19 protein-coding genes are annotated in these 18802 nt (G+C 72.2%); 3 read left to right on the top strand and 16 right to left on the bottom strand.

What is annotated here, in order from left to right:
* Nucleotides 1–18 precede the first annotated feature (18 nt).
* From argH to KBX26_RS24875, 16 genes are all read right to left on the bottom strand, one after another.
* Complete coding sequence (argH, locus tag KBX26_RS24800) at nt 19–1482, bottom strand: argininosuccinate lyase (protein WP_030335737.1); 1464 nt, start codon at nt 1480–1482, stop codon at nt 19–21.
* Between the two features lie 76 nt (nt 1483–1558).
* The gene (locus KBX26_RS24805) at nt 1559–2074 is read right to left on the bottom strand and encodes an arginine repressor (protein WP_210863518.1); all 516 of its coding nucleotides are present in this window, start codon (nt 2072–2074) and stop codon (nt 1559–1561) included.
* Nucleotides 2071–3009, bottom strand: a complete 939-nt coding sequence (gene argF, locus KBX26_RS24810) for an ornithine carbamoyltransferase (protein ID WP_210866538.1) — start codon at nt 3007–3009, stop codon at nt 2071–2073. The genes KBX26_RS24805 and argF overlap by 4 nt, the downstream gene beginning before the upstream one ends.
* On the bottom strand, nt 3006–4235 hold the full coding sequence (locus tag KBX26_RS24815) for an acetylornithine transaminase (protein WP_030335731.1): 1230 nt from the start codon (nt 4233–4235) through the stop codon (nt 3006–3008). Before KBX26_RS24815 ends, argF begins: the two co-directional genes overlap by 4 nt.
* Nucleotides 4232–5137, bottom strand: coding sequence for an acetylglutamate kinase (gene argB, locus KBX26_RS24820; protein WP_210866539.1), 906 nt, complete (start codon nt 5135–5137; stop codon nt 4232–4234). The genes KBX26_RS24815 and argB overlap by 4 nt, the downstream gene beginning before the upstream one ends.
* On the bottom strand, nt 5134–6306 hold the full coding sequence (argJ, locus tag KBX26_RS24825; RefSeq protein ID WP_030335727.1) for a bifunctional glutamate N-acetyltransferase/amino-acid acetyltransferase ArgJ: 1173 nt from the start codon (nt 6304–6306) through the stop codon (nt 5134–5136). Before argJ ends, argB begins: the two co-directional genes overlap by 4 nt.
* Complete coding sequence (argC, locus tag KBX26_RS24830; protein ID WP_030335725.1) at nt 6303–7304, bottom strand: N-acetyl-gamma-glutamyl-phosphate reductase; 1002 nt, start codon at nt 7302–7304, stop codon at nt 6303–6305. Before argC ends, argJ begins: the two co-directional genes overlap by 4 nt.
* Nucleotides 7305–7508: 204 nt before the next feature.
* Nucleotides 7509–10058 (bottom strand): phenylalanine--tRNA ligase subunit beta, encoded by a 2550-nt coding sequence (gene pheT / locus KBX26_RS24835; RefSeq protein ID WP_210866540.1) that lies wholly within the window; start codon nt 10056–10058, stop codon nt 7509–7511.
* Nucleotides 10059–10098: 40 nt separating this feature from the next.
* A complete protein-coding gene (gene pheS, locus KBX26_RS24840) occupies nt 10099–11166 on the bottom strand; it encodes a phenylalanine--tRNA ligase subunit alpha (RefSeq protein ID WP_030335722.1) in 1068 nt (355 codons plus the stop codon).
* Nucleotides 11167–11384: 218 nt separating this feature from the next.
* Complete coding sequence (locus KBX26_RS24845) at nt 11385–12182, bottom strand: RNA methyltransferase (protein ID WP_051708749.1); 798 nt, start codon at nt 12180–12182, stop codon at nt 11385–11387.
* Between the two features lie 83 nt (nt 12183–12265).
* Nucleotides 12266–12658 (bottom strand): 50S ribosomal protein L20, encoded by a 393-nt coding sequence (gene rplT, locus KBX26_RS24850; RefSeq protein WP_030335718.1) that lies wholly within the window; start codon nt 12656–12658, stop codon nt 12266–12268.
* Nucleotides 12659–12690: 32 nt separating this feature from the next.
* A complete protein-coding gene (rpmI, locus tag KBX26_RS24855; protein WP_007458415.1) occupies nt 12691–12885 on the bottom strand; it encodes a 50S ribosomal protein L35 in 195 nt (64 codons plus the stop codon).
* Between the two features lie 20 nt (nt 12886–12905).
* Nucleotides 12906–13553: a translation initiation factor IF-3 gene (gene infC / locus KBX26_RS24860; RefSeq protein ID WP_030335715.1), complete on the bottom strand. Its 648-nt coding sequence runs from the start codon at nt 13551–13553 to the stop codon at nt 12906–12908.
* A 557-nt stretch (nt 13554–14110) separates the two neighbouring features.
* Nucleotides 14111–14584 carry a PH domain-containing protein gene (locus KBX26_RS24865; protein WP_210859252.1) on the bottom strand — a complete coding sequence of 158 codons (474 nt, stop codon included), beginning with the start codon at nt 14582–14584 and terminating at the stop codon, nt 14111–14113.
* Between the two features lie 474 nt (nt 14585–15058).
* Nucleotides 15059–15904: an ATP phosphoribosyltransferase gene (gene hisG, locus KBX26_RS24870; RefSeq protein WP_030335711.1), complete on the bottom strand. Its 846-nt coding sequence runs from the start codon at nt 15902–15904 to the stop codon at nt 15059–15061.
* A 48-nt stretch (nt 15905–15952) separates the two neighbouring features.
* Nucleotides 15953–16216 (bottom strand): phosphoribosyl-ATP diphosphatase, encoded by a 264-nt coding sequence (locus KBX26_RS24875; RefSeq protein WP_030335709.1) that lies wholly within the window; start codon nt 16214–16216, stop codon nt 15953–15955.
* Between the two features lie 133 nt (nt 16217–16349).
* Between KBX26_RS24875 and KBX26_RS24880 the strand changes: the two genes are divergently transcribed.
* Genes KBX26_RS24880 through KBX26_RS24890 form a run of 3 tightly spaced genes read left to right on the top strand, consistent with a single transcriptional unit; the run spans nt 16350 to nt 18802 of the window.
* On the top strand, nt 16350–17213 hold the full coding sequence (locus KBX26_RS24880; protein WP_030335707.1) for an ABC transporter substrate-binding protein: 864 nt from the start codon (nt 16350–16352) through the stop codon (nt 17211–17213).
* Entirely contained in the window at nt 17210–18055 is an 846-nt protein-coding gene (locus KBX26_RS24885; protein ID WP_374224328.1) for an amino acid ABC transporter permease, read from the top strand. Before KBX26_RS24880 ends, KBX26_RS24885 begins: the two co-directional genes overlap by 4 nt.
* Before the next feature lie 3 nt (nt 18056–18058).
* On the top strand, nt 18059–18802 hold the full coding sequence (locus KBX26_RS24890) for an amino acid ABC transporter ATP-binding protein (protein ID WP_030335704.1): 744 nt from the start codon (nt 18059–18061) through the stop codon (nt 18800–18802).

Here is an 18802-nt window from a genome sequence, read left to right on the forward strand (position 1 = left end):
CCGACGCCACGGCACAGCTCAGCGCGGAACGACCCGCTCGGCGGCCCACTCCCGCCAACCGGCCAACCGGTCCGCCGCGGCGGCGAGCTGGTCGGCGACCGGGCCGGGACCGGTGGACCCGGGGGTGGTCCGGGCCGCGAGAGCCGAACGGACCGAGAGCACGTCGCGCACCGACGGGTCGAGGTGCCCGCTGATCGTGGCCAGGTCCTCGTCGGAGACATCGTTCAGCTCGCACTCGCGAGCCGCGCAGAGCGCCACCAGCTGGCCGGTGATCTCGTGCGCGTCCCGGAACGGCACGTTGCGTCGGACCAGCCAGTCGGCGACCTCGGTGGCGAGGGAGAAACCGACCGGGGCGGCGGCGACGAGGCGGTCCACCCGGACCGTCATCGTGGAGATCATTCCCGCCAGGGCCGGAAGCAGCAGCTCCAGGGTGTCGACCGCGTCGAAGGCCGGCTCCTTGTCCTCCTGCATGTCCCGGTCGTAGGTCATCGGCAGGCCCTTGAGCATGGTCAGCACTGTCATCAGGCCGCCGACCAGCCGCCCGGACTTGCCCCGGGCCAGCTCGGCGATGTCCGCGTTCTTCTTCTGCGGCATGATCGACGAGCCTGTGGCGAACGAGTCGTCCAGCTCCACCCAGCCGAACTCGTGCGAGGTCCAGAGCACCACCTCCTCGCCGAGGCGGGACAGGTGCACCCCGATCAACGCGGTGGTGAAGAGGAACTCGGCGACGAAGTCCCGGTCGGCGACCGCGTCCATCGAGTTGGCGAACGACGTCCGGAAACCCAGCTCCTTGGCCACCGCCACCGGGTCCAACGGCAGCCCGGAACCGGCCAGCGCGCCCGCGCCGAGCGGGCTGATCGCCGCCCGGTGGTCCCAGTCACGCAGCCGCTCCAGGTCGCGCAGCAGCGGCTGCACGTGCGCCAGCAGCCAGTGCCCGAAGGTGACCGGCTGAGCGTGCTGGAGGTGGGTCATGCCCGGCGCGGCGGTGTCGACGTGCCGCTCGGCCTGTTCCACCAGCGCCTCCGCCAGCTCGACCAGCCGGCTGGCCACGCCCCGGGCGTGATCCCGCAGGTAGAGCCGCAGGTCGGTGGCGACCTGGTCGTTGCGGGACCGGCCGGCGCGCAGCTTGCCACCGAGGCTGCCGAGGCGCTCCAGCAGGCCACGCTCCAGCGCGGTGTGCACGTCCTCGTCGTCGATGGTGGGCCGGAACGCCCCGGAGGCGCAGGCGGCCTCCAGGTCGTCCAGCGCGGCCAGCATCCGGCCCAGCTCCTCCGGGTCGAGCAGGCCGGCGCCGGCGAGGACCCGGGCGTGCGCCCGGGAACCGGCGATGTCGTACGGGGCCAGCCGCCAGTCGAACTGCACGCTCACCGACAGTCGGGCGAGCGCCTCGGCGGGGCCGCCCGCGAACCGGCCACCCCAGAGGCTCGTCCGGTTGGTGGCGGCACTGTTCTCGGTAAGGCTCTTGTCGTCCACGTCGCCCATCATTGCTCTGGTTGCCTTTCGCTCGCGACTGCGGGGCTCACTCGCCGCGCTCGGTCACTCTTCACGCTCCGCCGCGTCATGAGGCGGTGGTCCCGTCGATGGTGTCGTCGCGGCGGGCCCAGCCGGCGAGCTTCTCCCCCAGCGCCGCCCCGCCGACGGCCTCACGGGCCACGACGAGGATGGTGTCGTCGCCGGCGATGGTGCCGACGATCTCGGGCAGACCCGCCCGGTCCAACGCGCTGGCCAGGTACTGGGCCGCGCCCGGCGGGGTCCGCAGCACGGCGATGTTGCCGCTGGAGTCGACCCCGTTGAGCAGTTCGCGCAGCAGTCGTACCAGCCGGGCCGGAGCGGCCTCGGCGTCGCGCAACGGTCGCTGACCGTCCTCGGGGATCAGGTAGACGGCCGGACCGTCGCCGCCGCGCACCTTGACCGCGCCCAACTCCTCCAGGTCCCGCGAGAGAGTGGCCTGGGTGACGCCCACGCCGTCGGCGGCGAGCAGGTCGGCCAGCTCGGTCTGCGACCGGATCGCCCGGTCGCGGATCAGCTCCACGATCCGGGCGTGCCGGGCCGCGCGGGTCAGCGGTGCGGTCATCGGGACTCCCCGGTCGCGGCGTCCAGCAGGAACGTCAGCAGCGCCTTCTGGGCGTGCAGCCGGTTTTCCGCCTGGTCGAAGACCGCGCTCTGCGGGCCGTCGAGCACCTCGTCGGTGATCTCCTCGCCGCGGTGCGCCGGCAGGCAGTGCAGCACGATAGCGTCCGGCGCGGCCTGGCCGAGCAACTCCTTGTTCACCTGGTACGGCAGGAACGGCGTGATCCGGTCCAACCCGTCGGACTCCTGCCCCATCGACGTCCAGGTGTCGGTGGCCAGCACGTCGGCGTCGCGTACCGCCTGGACCGGGTCGGTCAGCACCCGCACCGACCCGCCGGTCTGGGCCGCGATCCGCGCGGCCCGTTGCACCACCGCCGCGTCCGGCGCGAACCCGGCCGGGCCGGCGATCCGCACGTGCATCCCGGCCGTCGCCCCGGCCAGCAGGTACGACTGCGCCATGTTGTTCGCGCCGTCCCCCACGTACGCCAGGGTGCGACCGGCCGTGCCACCGCACCGCTCCCGGACGGTGAGCAGGTCGGCCAGCAACTGGCACGGGTGGAATCCGTCGGTGAGCGCGTTGACCACGGGCACACTGGCCCCCGCCGCCACCTCGGCGATCCGCTCGTCACCGTGGGTCCGCAGCACGATCGCCGCGACGTAGCGGGACAGCACGCGCCCCGCGTCCGCGAGGGACTCACCCCGACCGAAGTGGGTGACCTGCGTGTCCACCACGAGGGGGTGCCCGCCCAGCTCGGCGATCCCGGCGTCGAACGAGATCCGGGTCCGCAGGCTCTGCTTGTCGAACAGCACCGCCACCGAGCGGGGGCCGACCAGTGGCCGGTGACCGAACCGGTCCGCCTTCATCCGGGCCGCCAGGTCGAGGACCGCTGACTGTTCGGCGGGCGAAAGGTCGTCGTCGCGCAGGAAGTGCCGGGTCATCGAGTCGTCCCCGTCGTGGTGGTCACTGTGGCTGGTGCGGTGTCCGCGCCGGCCGCTGCCGGGGCGGTCGCGTCCAGTGCGGCCGGCAGCGCCGCGAGGAAGGTGTCCGCCTGGGCGGCGGTGAGGATCAGCGGCGGCGCCAACCGGACCACACCCGGTTGCACCGGGTTGACCAGGAAGCCGGCCTCGCGCAGGGCCTCGGCCAGCACCGGCGCCACCGGCGCGGTGAGCACCACGCCGAGCAGCAGACCGGCGCCGCGTACCCCGGCGACCAGCGGGTGGCCCAGCGCCTCGATGCCGCGACGCAACCGCTCACCGACCCGCTTGACGTTGTCGAGCAGCCCCTCGTTGGCGATGGTCGCCACCACGGCGAGCGCCGCCGCGCAGCTGACCGGGTTGCCGCCGAACGTGGTGCCGTGCGAGCCGGGAGTGAGCAGGTCCGCGGCGGGGCCGAACGCCAGCGTCGCCCCGATGGGCAGCCCGCCACCCAACCCCTTGGCCAGGGTGACCACGTCCGGCTCCACCCCCTCGGCCTGGTGCGCGAACCAGTGCCCGGTGCGCCCGATGCCGGTCTGCACCTCGTCGAGGACCAGCAGCGCGCCGTGCCGGGCGGTGATCCGCCGGGCCGCCGCGAGATAACCGGCCGGCGGGACGAGCACGCCGTTCTCACCCTGAACGGGTTCCAGGATCACCATCGCGGTGGCGTCGGAGACGGCCGCGTCGAGGGCGGCGACATCGCCGTAGTCGACGTGGGTCACCTCGCCGGGCAACGGCCGGAACGGGTCGGCCTTCGCCGGTTGGCCGGTCAACGCGAGAGCACCCATGGTACGGCCGTGGAAGCCACCCCTGGTGGCCACCACCTGGGTGCGGCCGGTGCGCCGGGACAGCTTGAACGCCGCCTCGTTCGCCTCCGCGCCCGAGTTGGCGAAGAAGACCCGCCCCGGTCGGCCGGCGAGCGCCAACAGCAGCTCGGCGAGGGCGACCGGCGGCTCGGCCACATAGAGGTTGGAGACGTGCCCGAGGGTCGCGACCTGCTTCGACACCGCCGCCACCACCGCCGGATGGGCGTGACCGAGAGCGTTGACAGCGATGCCACCCACCAGGTCCAGGTACTCCCGGCCCGCGTCGTCGACCACCACCGCTCCGGCGCCGGAGACCAACGCCAACGGCGGCGTGCCGTAGTTGTCCATCATGGACTGCTTCCACCGCTGCGCCAACGTGCTCATGTCGCGTCCGTCCCGTCTCCCGGCACCACCATCGTTCCGAACCCTTCCGAGGTGAACACCTCAAGCAACGTGGAATGCGCCACCCGACCGTCGACGACGTGCGCGGCGGGCACTCCCCCACGCACCGCCCGCAGGCAGGCCTCCATCTTCGGCACCATCCCCGACTCGAGGCTGGGCAGCAGCTTGGCCAGGTCGTCCGCGGCGATCTCGGAGACCAGGCTGGTGGTGTCCGGCCAGTCGGCGTACAGACCGGCCACGTCGGTGAGCACGACCAGTTTGCGGGCCCGCAACGCGACCGCCAGAGCGGCGGCGGCAGTGTCCGCGTTGAGGTTGTGCAACACCCCGTCGACGTCCGGCGCGACCGTCGAGATCACCGGGATCCGGCCGGCGTCGATCAGATCCGTCACCGCCGACACGTCCACCGACTCGACGTCGCCGACCTGGCCGACGTCCACAGCCTGCCCGTCCACGTACGCCGGGCGGCGCACCGCGGTGAACAACCGGGCGTCCTCCCCCGACAGGCCGACAGCGAACGGACCGTGCGAGTTGATCAAACCCACCAGCTCCCGGCCCACCTGACCGACCAGCACCATCCGGACCACGTCCATCGCCTCGGCGGTGGTCACCCGCAGACCACCACGGAACTCACTGGCGATGCCGAGACGACCCAGCATGGCGGAGATCTGCGGACCACCGCCGTGCACCACCACGGGCTTCAGGCCCGCGTACCGCAGGAAAATCATGTCGGCCGCGAACGCCTGCTGCAACAGTGGATCGGTCATCGCGTTGCCGCCGTACTTGACCACGACCGTCGAGCCGGAGAAACGCGCCAACCACGGCAGCGCCTCGATCAGCGTCTCCGCCTTGGCCTGGGCCCGGGCGAGATCGGTGCTGAGGCTCATGTCGAGTAGGCCGAGTTCTCGTGCACGTAGGCGTGGGACAGATCGTTGGTCCAGATGGTGGCGGCCGACGTACCCGCGTGCAGGTCGATCCGGATCGTCACGTCCCGGCCGGTCAGGTCGACCTTCGAACGGTCCTCGGCGCCGGCACCGCCCCGGCACACCCACACCCCGTTGACCGCCACGTCCACCTCGTCCGGATCGAACGCGGCGGCCGTGGTGCCGACGGCGGCGAGGATCCGACCCCAGTTGGGGTCGTTGCCGAACAGCGCCGTCTTGACCAGGTTGTTGCGGGCCACCGAACGGCCCACCTCGACCGCCTCGTCCTCGTCCGCCGCGCCGACCACGTCGATGGCGACCTGCTTCGTCGCGCCCTCGGCGTCGGCCACCAACTGCTGGGCCAGGTCGTGACAGGCCGCGGTGACCGCGGCGGCCAGCTCGGCCGGCGTCGGCTCGATGCCGCTCGCACCACTTGCCAGCAACAGCACCGTGTCGTTGGTGGACATGCAGCCGTCGGAATCGACCCGGTCGAAGGTGACCCGGGTCGCCGCGCGCAGCGCCTCGTCCAGCACCGCCGGCCCTGCCACCGCGTCGGTGGTGAGCACGCAGAGCATGGTGGCCATCCCCGGCGCGAGCATCCCCGCGCCCTTGGCCATGCCACCGACAGTCCACCCGCTGCCCCGCGCCACAGTGGTCTTCGAGCGGGTGTCCGTGGTCATGATCGCCTCGGCGGCGGCCACGCCACCATCGCGGGACAGCCCACGGATCGCCGAACTGACCCCCGGCAGCAGCTTCGGCATCGGCAGCCGCTCACCGATCAGGCCCGTCGAGCAGACCGCGACCTCACCGGCGCCGAGGATCAACCGTGGGCTCACCGAGGTCAGCGCGGCGGCGGTGTGCTCGGCGGTGGCGTGGGTGTCCTGGAAGCCGGCCGGGCCGGTGCAGGCGTTGGCACCACCGGAGTTGAGCACCACCGCGCGGACCACGCCGCCCTGCACGACCTGCTGCGTCCAGAGCACCGGCGCGGCCTTGACCCGGTTCGTGGTGAAGACACCGGCCACGCCGGCGTCCGGGCCGTCGTTGACGACCAGTGCGACGTCCGCGCCGCCGCTGGCCTTGAGGCCGGCGGCCACACCGGCCGCCCGGAACCCCCGTGGGGTGGTGACGCTCAAGGGGTGACTCCCCACATCGACAGGCCCGTCGTCTCCGGCAGGCCGAGCATGAGATTGGCGTTCTGTACGGCCTGGCCGGCGGCGCCCTTACCCAGGTTGTCCAATGCGCTCAGCACGATCAGACGACCCGAGTCGACGTCGACGGTGGCCTGCAGGTGACACGAGTTGGAGCCCAGCGTGGCGGCGGTGTGCGGCCAGCGGCCCTCCGGAAGCACGTGCACGAACGGCGCGTCCGCGTACGCCCGCGCCAGCACCTCCTGCGGGTCGACGCCGCGCGCCGGCGTCGCGGTGACAGTGGCGAGGATGCCGCGCGGCATCGGCGCCAGCACCGGGGTGAACGACAGACCCGTCGCACCGGTGGCCTGCTTGATCTCCGGGACGTGCTGGTGGGTGCCGACCCGGTACGGCGACAGGTCGCCCATCACCTCGCTGGCCAGCAGGTGCGGCTTCGCCGCCCGCCCCGCGCCCGAGGTGCCGGAGGCGGCCACGACCACCACGTCGGCGGGGCTGGCCGCGCCGTCGGCGATCAACGGCGCGAGCGCCAGGGTGATCGCGGCGGCGTAGCAGCCGGTGTTCGCCACCCGGGTGGAGCCGGCGATCAGCTCCCGCTGACCGGGCAGCTCGGGCAGCCCGTAGGTCCACTGCCCGGCGTGCGTGCCGCCGTAGTACTGCGCCCAGGCGTACGGGTCGGCCAGCCGGTGGTCGGCGCCCAGGTCGACGATCCGCACCTCGGCCGGCAGTTGCGCCGCGAGGGCCGCCGACTCGCCGTGCGGCAGGGCCAGGAAGACCAGGTCCGCGTCGGCCAGGGTGGTCGGATCGGTCGTGCCGAGCACCAGGTCCAGCCCGGTGAGCTGCGGGTGCACCACGTCGACGCGGTGCCCGGCCTGGCTGTGGGCGGTGGCGGCGACCAGGTCGAACTCCGGGTGCCCGGCGATCAGGCGCAGCAGTTCACCCCCGGCGTACCCGCTCGCTCCGGCGACCGCGACTCGAATCCCCATACCCACCTCCGCATGACTATGCAGCGAAGATTAACAAGGGCGACCCGATTCCTGCAAGTTAATACAGCCCCCTGCATGATGATGTAGAAACCCCGCCCCATCCTCGCGATCTTGCACTTACTGCGCCCGCATAGCCGACCAAAGGTGCGAATCGGCAACACAAACTGCAAGATCGCGAGGGTGGGAGCGGGGGTGGGGTGGGGGTTAGGCGCCGCGCAGGGTGGCGCCTAGGCGTTCGGCCGCGACGGCGACCGCCGCGTCCCGTGCCGCGACGGCCTCCTCGACGGTGAGGGTCCGGTCCGGTGCCCGGAAGGTCAGCTTGTACGCCAACGACCGGCGGCCCTCGCCGAGCTGCGCGCCGGAGTACACGTCGAACAGCCGCACGTCCTCCAGCAGCTCACCGGCGCCCGCCTCCAGCGCCCGGCGCACCTGCTCCGCCGGCACCGAGTCGTCCACCACCAGAGCCACGTCGATCAGCGCCGGCGGGAAACCGGAGACCGTCGGCGCGGGCGTCACCGGGGTCGGCGGCAGCGTGTCGAGGTTCAGCTCCATCGCGCTGGTGCGACGGGGCAGTTCCAGCGCCGCGACCACCGCCGGGTGCAGCTCACCGGCGTGGCCGACGACCGCGTCGTCGACCCGCAGCTCGGCGCAGCGGCCCGGGTGCCACGGGGCGTGCTCGGCGGCACGCACCTCGACCCGCTCGTCGGGGATCCCGGCGGCGGCCAGCACGTCCCGGGCCGCCTCGATCGCGTCCGCCCAGCCGGCCTGCCGACCCGGCCCCCACCAGCCGGCCGGGTCGATGTCCCCGGCGAGCACCACCGCGACGTGCACCGGTTGCGCCGGCACCACAGCGTCGGCGGCCGCGAACTCCTCGTCGGTGGGCCGCCGGTCCACGCCCATCGCGGGCGGGCTGCCGGCGCCGACGCGCGGGTGGAAGACCGCGCCGATCTCGTAGAGGGCGAGGTCGCGGTGACCCCGGCCGAGGTTGCGCTTGAGGGTGCCGAGCAGCGGGCCGAGCAGCGTGGTGCGCAGCAGCGGCTCCTCCTCGGACAGTGGGTTGGCCAGCCGCACCGCGGGCCGACGCGGGTCGTCGGCCGGCAGGCCGAGCTGGTCGGCCAGCTCCGGCGACACGAACGGGTGCGCGAGCACCTCCACGTACCCCCGCTCGGCCAGCGAGTCGGCGACCGCCCGGCGGCGACGCTGCCGGGGGGTCAGACCACGACCGGGGGGCGCGGTCGGCAGCACCGACGGCACCTTGTCGTACCCGTCGAGGCGGACCACCTCCTCGACCAGGTCGGCCGGGTCGGTCAGGTCGGGCCGCCAGGTCGGCGGGGTGACGCTCAGCACCGTCCCCACGCCGCTGGCCACACCGACCGCGCCCGGGTCCTCGGACAACCGGTCCGCGCCCTGCGCGACGGTGCAGCCGACCCGCTCCAGCAGGGCGACCACCCGCGCCGGCGGGTACTCGACGCCGACCCGCCGGGTCGGCAGGTCCGCCGGCAGGCTGATCGGGGTACGCGGACGGACGTGGTCGATGTCCAGGATCTCCGCGCTCGGGGTGCCCCCGCCGTGCTCGGTGAGCAGCCGCACGGCACGCTCCAGCGCGACCAGCGCCACGGCCGGGTCGACGCCCCGCTCCCAGCGCTTCGCGGCCTCGCTGAACAGCTTGTGCCGGCGGGCGGTCCGCCCGACCATCGCCGGGTCCCAGTGCGCCGCCTCGAAGAGCACGTTCGTGGTGCCGCCGGTGACGACCTCGCTGGTCTCGCCGCCCATCACCGCCGCCAGGGAGATCGGCCCAGTGTCGTCGCAGATCACCATGTCGTCGGCGGTGAGCACCCGGTTGACGCCGTCGAGGGTGGTCAGCTTCTCCCCCGCCTCGGCGCGGCGGACCACCAGCGGCCCGACGATCCGGTCGGCGTCGAACGCGTGCATCGGCTGGCCCAGCTCCAGCATCACGTAGTTGGTGATGTCCACCGGCAGCGAGATGCTGCGGATGCCGGCGGTGACGAGCCGCTGAGCCATCCACGACGGGGTGGGCGCGGTCGGGTCGACCCCGCGGACCAGGCGGGCGGTGAACCGGTCGCAGCCGACCGGGTCGCGGACCTCCACCGGGTACGCGGGCGTCTCGGTGCCGCCCGGTGCCGGCGTCAGGGCCGGGTCGCGCAACGGCACCTCGAACGCGTGCGACAGCTCCCGGGCCAGGCCGCGCAGGCTCAGCGCGTACCCCCGGTCGGGCGTGATCTCCAGATCGAGCACGACGTCGTCCAGGCCGACCACCGGGCGCGCGTCGTCACCCGGCTTGGCCGTCACGTCCGGCCCCAGCACGATGATGCCGGAGTGGTCGTCGCCCAGACCCAGCTCCTTCGCCGAGCAGATCATGCCCGCCGAGTTGTGCCCGTACGTCTTGCGGGCGCCGATGGCGAAGCCGCCGGGCAGCACGCCGCCGGGCAGGATCACCACCACCCGGTCACCGACGGCGAAGTTGCGCGCCCCGCAGACGATCTCCTGCGGCTCACCGGTGCCGTTGGCGGCACCCACGTCGACCCGGCAGAACCGGATCGGCTTCTTGAAACCGGTCAGCTCCTCGATCTCGCGGACCTCACCGACGACCAACTGGCCGGTGACCGACGCGGCCAGGTCCACCACGGACTCGACCTCGATGCCGAGGTCGACCAGGGCCTGCTCCAGGTCACCGGTGGGCAGGTCGGCGGGGAGATCGACGTACTCCCGCAGCCAACTGACAGAAACTCGCATGACTTCAGACCACCGTTCCCGTGTCTCGTACCCGCATCGCCTACGCCCCGGTCCCGAGCGCGCGGCTGAACCGCACGTCGCCCTCGAAGAGATGGCGGATGTCGCTGACCCCGTGCCGGACCATCAGGGTCCGGTCGATGCCCATACCGAAGGCGAATCCGGAGTAGACCTCCGGGTCGACGCCGCAGGCGCGCAGCACCCGCGGGTTGACCATGCCGCAGCCGCCCCACTCGACCCACTGCGGGCCGTCCCGGTGCTCCGGGAACCACACGTCGAACTCCGCCGACGGCTCGGTGAACGGGAAGTAGTGCGGCCGCCACCGGGTCTTCGCCTCCGGGCCGAACATCGCGCGGGCGAAGTGGTCGAGCGTGCCGCGCAGGTGCGCCATCGTGATGCCCTTGTCGACGACCAGGCCCTCGGCCTGGTGGAACACCGGGCTGTGGGTGGCGTCGATCTCGTCGGTGCGGTAGACGCGGCCCGGCACGATCACGTAGATCGGCGGCTTGCGGCTGAGCATGGTGCGGGTCTGCACCGTCGACGTGTGCGTGCGCAGCACCAGGCCGGAGCCCTCCGGTGCGATGTGGAAGGTGTCCATCAACCCGCGCGCCGGGTGGTCGGCGGGGATGTTCAACGCGTCGAAGTTGACCCACTCCAGGTCGACCTCGGGCCCCTCGGCCACCTCGTAGCCCATCCCGACGAACAGGTCGCTGATGGACTCCATCAGGGTGCTCAGTGGGTGTCGCGCACCGCGCGGCCGCCTGTCGTAGGGCAGCGTGACGTCCACCCGCTCCTCGACCAGCACCCGCTCGGCCTGCTCGCGCTCCACCACCTCGGCGCGCTCGGCGTAAGCGGACTCGATGGCCCGGCGGGCCTCGTTGACCCGCTTACCGGCGTCGGACTTCGCGGCCGGTGGCAGCGCGCCGATCTCCCGGCGGGCGAGGGAGACCGGTGACCGGTCACCCAGGTGCACCGAACGCAGCGCGGTCAGCGCGTCCGGGTCGGCGGCGGCCTCGAACGCCTTCGTGGCGTCCGCGACGGCCTCGGCCAGGGCAGCGGGGTCGAGCAGGGCGACCTGCTTCGGGTCGTACGGATCGTTGCGGTAGCTCATGGCGTACGGGCACTCCCTCACGGCGGCGCCAGCCCTCCACGGGCGGCTAGGCGAGTCTACGGACGCGCGGCTGTGCCGCAGCCCGCCGGTAGGAGTTGCGCAGGGAGCAGGTCAGGCCCGCCGCCCGCCGACACCGGCGGGCTGGCTAAACGAACGCCGTGTCGCGTTCATGGACGGAGCATCTCCCCTGCTGTCAGTCGCGCCGGGTGTGGACACCGTCAGCGCTGTGCTCTCGCTGAAGCGTACAGGCAGACCGCGGCAGCCGCAGCCAGGTTCAGGCTCTCCGCGCGCCCGTACAGCGGCACCCGCACCCGCGCGTCGGCGGCGGCGGTCAACTCCTCGGGCAGGCCGTGCGCCTCGGAGCCGAACAGCCAGGCCGTGGGCCCGACGAGCCGCCCGTAGTCGGTCAGGTCGTCCAGATCGCTGTCGCCGTACCCCGTGGTGGCGAAGATCGACAGCCCGGCGGCGCGCAGCGCCTCGACCACCGCGACCGGGTCGGGGGCGCGCACCACGTCGACGTGGAAGAGGCTGCCGGCCGAGGCCCGCACACACTTGCCGTTGTAGGGGTCGACGGCGTCTCCGGCGAAGACCACCGCACCCGCGCCGGCCGCGTCGGCGGTGCGCAGCACCGTGCCGGCGTTGCCCGGGTCGCGGATCTCGGCGAGCACCGCCACCAGCCGGGGCGCACCGGCGAGGGCCTGCTCCAACGACACGTCCAGGTGCCGGCAGACGGCCACCAGCCCCTGCGGGGCGACGGTCTCGGCCAGCGCCGCGAGGGCGTCGTCGGTCACCTCCGAGACCGGCACGTCGGCGCGGGCCGCCGTGGCGGCCAACTCCGGGTACCGGTCGAGCGCGGTGGTCGTACCGAACAGTTCGGTGACCACCCCCGGCCGCGCGAGGGCCTCGCGGACCGCCTGCGGGCCCTCGGCCAGGAAACGGCCGGTGGCGTCGCGGTCCCGGCGGCGTTGCAGGCGGCGGGCGGCGACAACCCTGGGGGTACGCGGGGTGAAGGCCATGATGTGCGCTCCTCCGGCACGATTGAGGCGCCCCCCGGACGGCGGTGCCGACACGGGAGACGCCTCGCTCTGGTGCGTGGGGATCAGGCGGCCTGAGCCGCCGCGCCGCCGGTGCCCTCGGCCGCGACCGCGGCCCGGGCCAGCTCGACGATCGCCGCGAAGGCGGCGGCGTCGTTGACAGCCAGGTCGGCCAGGATCTTGCGGTCGACCTCGATGCCGGCCAGACGCAGGCCCTGGATCAGACGGTTGTAGGTCATCCCGTTGGCCCGGGCGCCCGCGTTGATCCGCTGAATCCACAGCTGCCGGAAGTCGCCCTTGCGGTCGCGACGGTCCCGGTAGGCGTACTGCATCGAGTGCAGCACCTGCTCCTTGGCCTTGCGGTACAGGCGGGAGCGCTGACCGCGGTAACCACTCGCGGTCTCCAGCAGGGTACGACGCTTCTTCTGGGCGTTTACAGCCCGCTTGACGCGTGCCATCTCAACTCCTTCTTACGTAAAGGTGGCGCGCGTCAGCGGCCGAGCAGCTTCTTGATGCGCTTGACGTCGGCCTTGGCCAGCACGACCGTGCCGGTCAGCCGGCGGGTCTGGGTGGAGGGCTTCTTCTCCAGGTTGTGGCGCAGGCCGGCCTGCTGGGCAACGATCTTGCCCTTGCCGGTCACCTTGACCCGCTTACCCATACCCGTGTGGCTCTTCATCTTCGGCATGTGGAACGTCTTCTCCCCTGTTACTCGCCGCTGGTGGCGGCGGTGCCGGTGTCGCCGGCTGCTGCGGTCTCGCCGACCGCCGCGGTCTCATCGGCTGCCGGAGCGGCGGACTCGTCCCCAGCCCGGTCCCGAGGACCACCGCGGGACGCCGTGGCGGCGACCGCGGAAGCCTTGACGGCCCGGTGCGGAGCGAGAACCATGATCATGTTTCGGCCGTCCTGCTTGGGAGCGGCCTCGACGTATCCCAGGTCCGTGATCTCGGACTCGAGCCGGCGCAGGAGCCGGTAACCCAGCTCCGGGCGGCTCTGCTCGCGACCGCGGAACATGATCGTCACCTTGACCTTGTCGCCCGCCTTGAGGAACCGCACCACGTGACCCTTCTTGGTCTCGTAGTCGTGCGGGTCGATCTTCGGCCGAAGCTTCATTTCCTTGATGACGGTCTGCTGCTGGTTACGCCGCGCTTCGCGCGCCTTGAGTGCGCTCTCGTACTTGAACTTGCCGAAGTCCATGAGCTTGCACACCGGCGGGCGCGCCATCGGCGCAACCTCGACCAGGTCCAGATCGACGTCCGCGGCCAGCTGAAGAGCGCGCTCCAGCGGGACGATGCCCACCTGCTCACCCTCTGGGCCGACCAGTCGGACCTCACGTGCCCGGATCTGCTCGTTCACGCGTGGTTCGACGCTGATGGGGCCTCCTCGAGTCGTTTCTGCCGTGTCGCCGACCCCTGCGGCTCCCGGGAGGGAACCGACTCGAAAAGCAGAAGGCCCCGGCGTATGCCAGGGCCCGCTCGACCGGTCGGCACGATCACAAGGATCGCGCATCCAGCGCCGGGACATGCCCGGAACCGGTGACCGGACCCGGCCACCGTAGCGGTGACTCAGGTGGGAGCAGGCGCTCCGCTTTCAAGGCTGTCTGCTCGCACGCGGAGACAGCCTGGTCGACTCGACAACACTACACCGGCGCCCCGGTCACCCCCAAACCGGGACACCCGGGGCAGCGTCCGGGACGCCGTGCCACCCCTGCGCGGCCCTCACGCGCCTGGCGACGCTTCAAGATCCGCGCACTTTCCCTGAAACTGCCGCCTCCCGGCGCCGTGATGCAGCAGTTTCAGGGAAGTTGTCCAGATCTTGGCGAGGGGTGCGCGGCATGCCTGGCCGCTGGGCGGCGACGCGAGGTCGACGGTCGACGGTTCGGCCGCGGACCGGCGTGGGCGGTGTCGCTGGGGTCAGCGGCCGACGGCGCGTTCGGCGAGACGGGCCTGGTGGGCCTCGTGCAGCCGGCGCAGCGCGCGGACCCCGTCGACTGCCGACTCCTTGTCGGCGGCCTGCAGGGCGACCATCGGCAGCAGGTCGTCGTCGTGCAGCTCCAGGCTGGCCCACGGCGCGCCCCGGTCGAAGCGCACGCCCCGGACAACCTCCCAGGGCAGCTCGTAGGAGCCGACGATGTTGCGCACCCGGATCCCCCGCGCGTCCGCCTCCACCCGGGGACGGGTGAACAGCAGGCAACCCAGCGCCCCGAAGACGCCCAGGCCGATCATGGCGATCTGGTCGCCGCGCTGGAAGCTGCCGTAACCATCACCGGTCGGGCCACTCAGCGACGTCGCGACCAGACCGAACACCACCACCAGGGCGACCGCCGCCGACCAGCAGACCGCGCGGATGCGGCGGGGCTTCAGGCGGACCAGCTCGGTATCACTCACCCCACCAGTCTGCCACCCGCACTCGTCCCGCAGACGCACCACCCGCCGAGCCAGCACCCGCCAAGCCGCCGCCCGCCCGACGATCGCCGGCCGCCTGCCGGCGTTCTAGCCGCGCACCCGCGCACCCGCGCACCCGCAAGATCCACTCGGGTTCATGAAAACGGGGGTGTCCGCACGCCAGGGACACCCCCGTTTCCTGAAACCCGAGTGGATCAGCCGCTGGGGCCGCCCCATGGACGCGGACTGGGCCGGGAAAGGGACGGGACACGGACGGCGACGGCGGCGACCGCCACCTCGCCAGAGACGGAGACGGACACGGGACCGCAACGCAGACGGGCCGCGCCGCGGACGGGAACGGAGACGGAACGCAGACGGGCCGCGCCGCGGACGGGAACGGAGACGGAACGCAGACGGGCCGCGCCGCGGACGGGAACGGAGACGGGACGCAGACGGCCGCGGTTCGGGAGAGGACGATCAGAGGCGACAGGCGTGGATGTTGGTGACGAGGATGGCGCGGGCACCCAACTCGTACAGCTCGTCCATGATGCGGTGCACGTCGTCGCGGAGCACCATCGCCTGCACCGCCACCCAGCCCTCCCGGTGCAGCGGCGACACGGTGGGCGACTCGATGCCCGGGGTGAGCCCGCTGGCCCGGTCCAGCAGGCCGGCCGGCACGTCGTAGGCGAGCATCACGTAGCGGCGGGCCACCAGCACCCCGTGCAGGCGGCGCAGCAACTGCTCGGCCTGCGCGTGCGCGGGCGCGCCGGCCCGCCGGACCAGCACCGCCGACGAGCGCAGCAGCGGCTCGCCGAAGACCACCAGGCCCGCCTGGCGCAGGGTCGCGCCGGTCTCCACCACGTCCGCGATCACGTCGGCGACGCCGAGGCGTACGGCGTTCTCCACCGCGCCGTCGAGACGGATCACGTCGGCCTTGACCCCCACCTCGCCGAGGTGCCGCTCGACCAGCCCCGGGTACGCGGTGGCGATCCGGTGACCGCCCAGCTCCTGGACGGAGGCGATGTCGTCGGGGCGGGCGGCGAACCGGAAGGTGGCCCGGCCGAAGGCCAGGTCGACGACCTCCTCGGCCGGCGCTGCCGAGTCGATCAGCAGGTCCCGGCCGGTGATCCCGAGGTCGAGGTCACCGGAGCCGACGTAGGTGGCGATGTCCTTCGGGCGCAGGTAGAAGAATTCGACGTCGTTGGCCTCGTCCCGGCAGACGAGGTCCTTGGGGTCGGTGCGCTGGCGGTAGCCCGCCTCGCGCAGCATCTGGGCGGCCGGTTCGGCCAGGGTGCCCTTGTTGGGAATGGCGACACGCAGCATGACGGAGTGCTCCTTCGATCCGGATGGCGATCAACGGGGTGGGGGCACTCACAGATGTCGGTAGACGTCCTTGAGCTCGAGACCACTGGCGAGCATCAGCACCTGGACCTGGTAGAGCAGCTGGGAGATCTCCTCGGCGGTGCGCTCCGGCCCCTCGTGCTCGGCGGCCATCCACGACTCGGCCGCCTCCTCGACGACCTTCTTGCCGATGAAGTGCACGCCCTTGTCCAGCGCGGCGACGGTGCCCGAGCCCGGGGTGCCGGCGGCGGCCTTGGCCTGCAGCTCGGCGAACAACTCCTCGAACGTCTTCACGGGAAGCGATTCTTCCAGCCTCCCCGGCAGGGCCCCGCGTCCGGGTCCGCCCGAATCCCGCAAACGGACAATTCCCTACCAACATGGTGGGACAATTGTCGATCGATGCTCATGGAGCCCTACGCTGTCGGCCATGGCCAGCAGATCACGTCTTCTCGCGCTCCCCCTCGCCGGCGCCGTCGTGGTAGCCACCGCCGGATGCGCGCCACAGGACGAGAAACCCACCCCCACTGTCACCGCCACGGCGTCCTGCGCCAAGGACAGCCTGCCCACGCGTACGCCGGGCAAGCTGACCATCGCCACCGACCAGCCCGCGTACGAGCCGTGGTTCTCCGACGACAAGCCCGACAACGGTGAGGGCTTCGAATCCGCCGTCGCGTACGCGGTGGCCGAGCAGCTCGGCTACGCCCGCGCCGACGTCACCTGGACCCGGATCAAGTTCGACACCGCGATCGCGCCCGGCCCGAAGGACTTCGACTTCGACATCAACCAGTTCTCCATCACCGAGGAGCGCAAGCAGGCGGTCGACTTCTCCGCGCCGTACTACCTGGTGCGACAGACCGTCATCGCGTTGAAGTCCTCGAAGATCGCCGGCAGGACGTCGCTGGCCGAGCTGCGCGACGCCCGGCTCGGCGCGCAGGTCGGCACCACCAGCTACCAGGCGATCACCGACGTGATCAAGCCGACCGCGAAGCCGCAGGTCTACAACAGCAACGACGACGCCAAGAAGGCACTGCAGAACGGGCAGCTGGACGGTCTGGTGGTGGACCTGCCGACCGCCTTCTACATCACCGGCGCGGAGATCACCGACGCGACGATCGTCGGGCAGGTGCCGCAGGTCGGTACGCCCGAGGCGTTCGGGTTGCTGCTCGACAAGAACTCCCCACTGACCCCGTGCGTGAGCGACGCGGTCGGTCAGCTCAGCACGGCGGGCACCCTGAAGCAGTTGGAGCAGAAGTGGCTCGCTCAGGCGGCGGGGGCGGCCGAGCTGCGGTGACACTACTGGATCGTGTGCCGTCCGAGGCGCAGCTGCGGCGCACGGCGTACCGGCGTCGGCAGACCGTCTACAGCGTGCTCGTCGCGGCCTGCTCGACGGCGGCGCTCGGCACGCTGCTGGTGATCGCGGTGACCGGGGCGCCGGGCTGGGACCGGGTCCGGCGCTCGTTCCTGGATCCGGCGATCGCCCGCGACGCGCTGCCGACGGTGCTGAGCGGGCTCTGGCTCAACGTCCGGCTGCTGGTGTGCTGTGCGTTCGGCGCGCTGCTGCTCGGGCTGGTGATCGCCGTGCTGCGGACGCTGCGCGGGCCGGTCTTCTTCCCGGTCCGCGCGCTGGCCGCCGGCTACACCTACACCTTCCGGGGCCTGCCGCTGATCATCGTGCTCTACCTGCTCACCCTCGGCGTGCCGGGGCTGCGGTTGCAGGGCATGCCGCCGGTGCTGGTGCTGGGCGGGATCGCGCTGGTCCTCACCTACGGCGGCTACCTCGCCGAGGTGTTCCGGGCCGGCATCGAGTCGGTGCACCACAGCCAGCTCGCGGCGGCCCGCTCGTTGGGCCTGACCCACCGGCAGACGATGCGCCACGTGGTCCTGCCGCAGGCCGTCCGCCGGGTGGCGCCGCCCCTGCTCAACGACGTGGTGGCGTTGCAGAAGGACGTGGGGCTGGTGTCGCTCGCCGGGCCGATCGACGCGGTCCGCGCCGCGCAGATCGCCACCGCACAGACCTTCAACTACACGCCGTACATCGTGGCGGGGGTGCTCTTCGTGCTGCTCGCGATCCCGCTGATCGCGGTCACCGACTGGGTGACGCTGCGCGCGGCCCGCCGGCAGTCGGGAGGCTGAGCCATGGCACTGCTGCGCTGTCGGGGCCTGCGCAAGGAGTTCGGCGGGCACACCGTGCTCGACCAGCTCGACCTGACCGTCACCGAGCACCAGGTGGTGGCGGTGATCGGCGCGTCCGGTTCCGGCAAGTCGACACTGCTGCGCTGCGTCAACCTGCTGGAGGAACTCGACGACGGCACCATCGAGTTGGACGGCGAGGACATCTCCGATCCCCGGGTGGACCCGGACCAGGTCCGTCGGCGCATCGGCATGGTGTTCCAGGCGTACAACCTCTTTCCGCACCTGAGCGTGTTGGACAACATCACCCTCGCGCCGCGGCGCGTACACCGTCGGGGCCGCGCGGAGGCGGAGGCGCAGGCCCGGGAGTTGCTCGACCGGGTGGGGCTCGGCGCGAAGGCGGACGCCTACCCGGACCGGCTCTCCGGCGGGCAGCAGCAAAGGGTGGCGATCGTCCGGGCGCTGGCGAACTCACCCCGGCTGATGCTGCTGGACGAGATCACCTCAGCACTGGACCCGGAGCTCGTCGGCGAGGTGCTGTCGATGGTCCGCGACCTGAAGGCCGACGGGATGACCATGGTGCTGGCCACCCACGAGATGGGCTTCGCCCGGGAGGTCGCCGACGAGGTGTGCTTCCTCGACGCCGGGCGGGTCGTCGAGAGCGGCCCGCCCGAACAGGTGCTCGGCGAGCCGACGCAGCCCCGGACCCGGCAGTTCCTGCGCCGGATCATCGAGGCCGGTCGGCTCTGA

It is taken from the genome of Micromonospora sp. C97 (assembly GCF_018070385.1).
GTDB classification, from domain to species: Bacteria; Actinomycetota; Actinomycetes; order Mycobacteriales; family Micromonosporaceae; genus Micromonospora; species Micromonospora parva.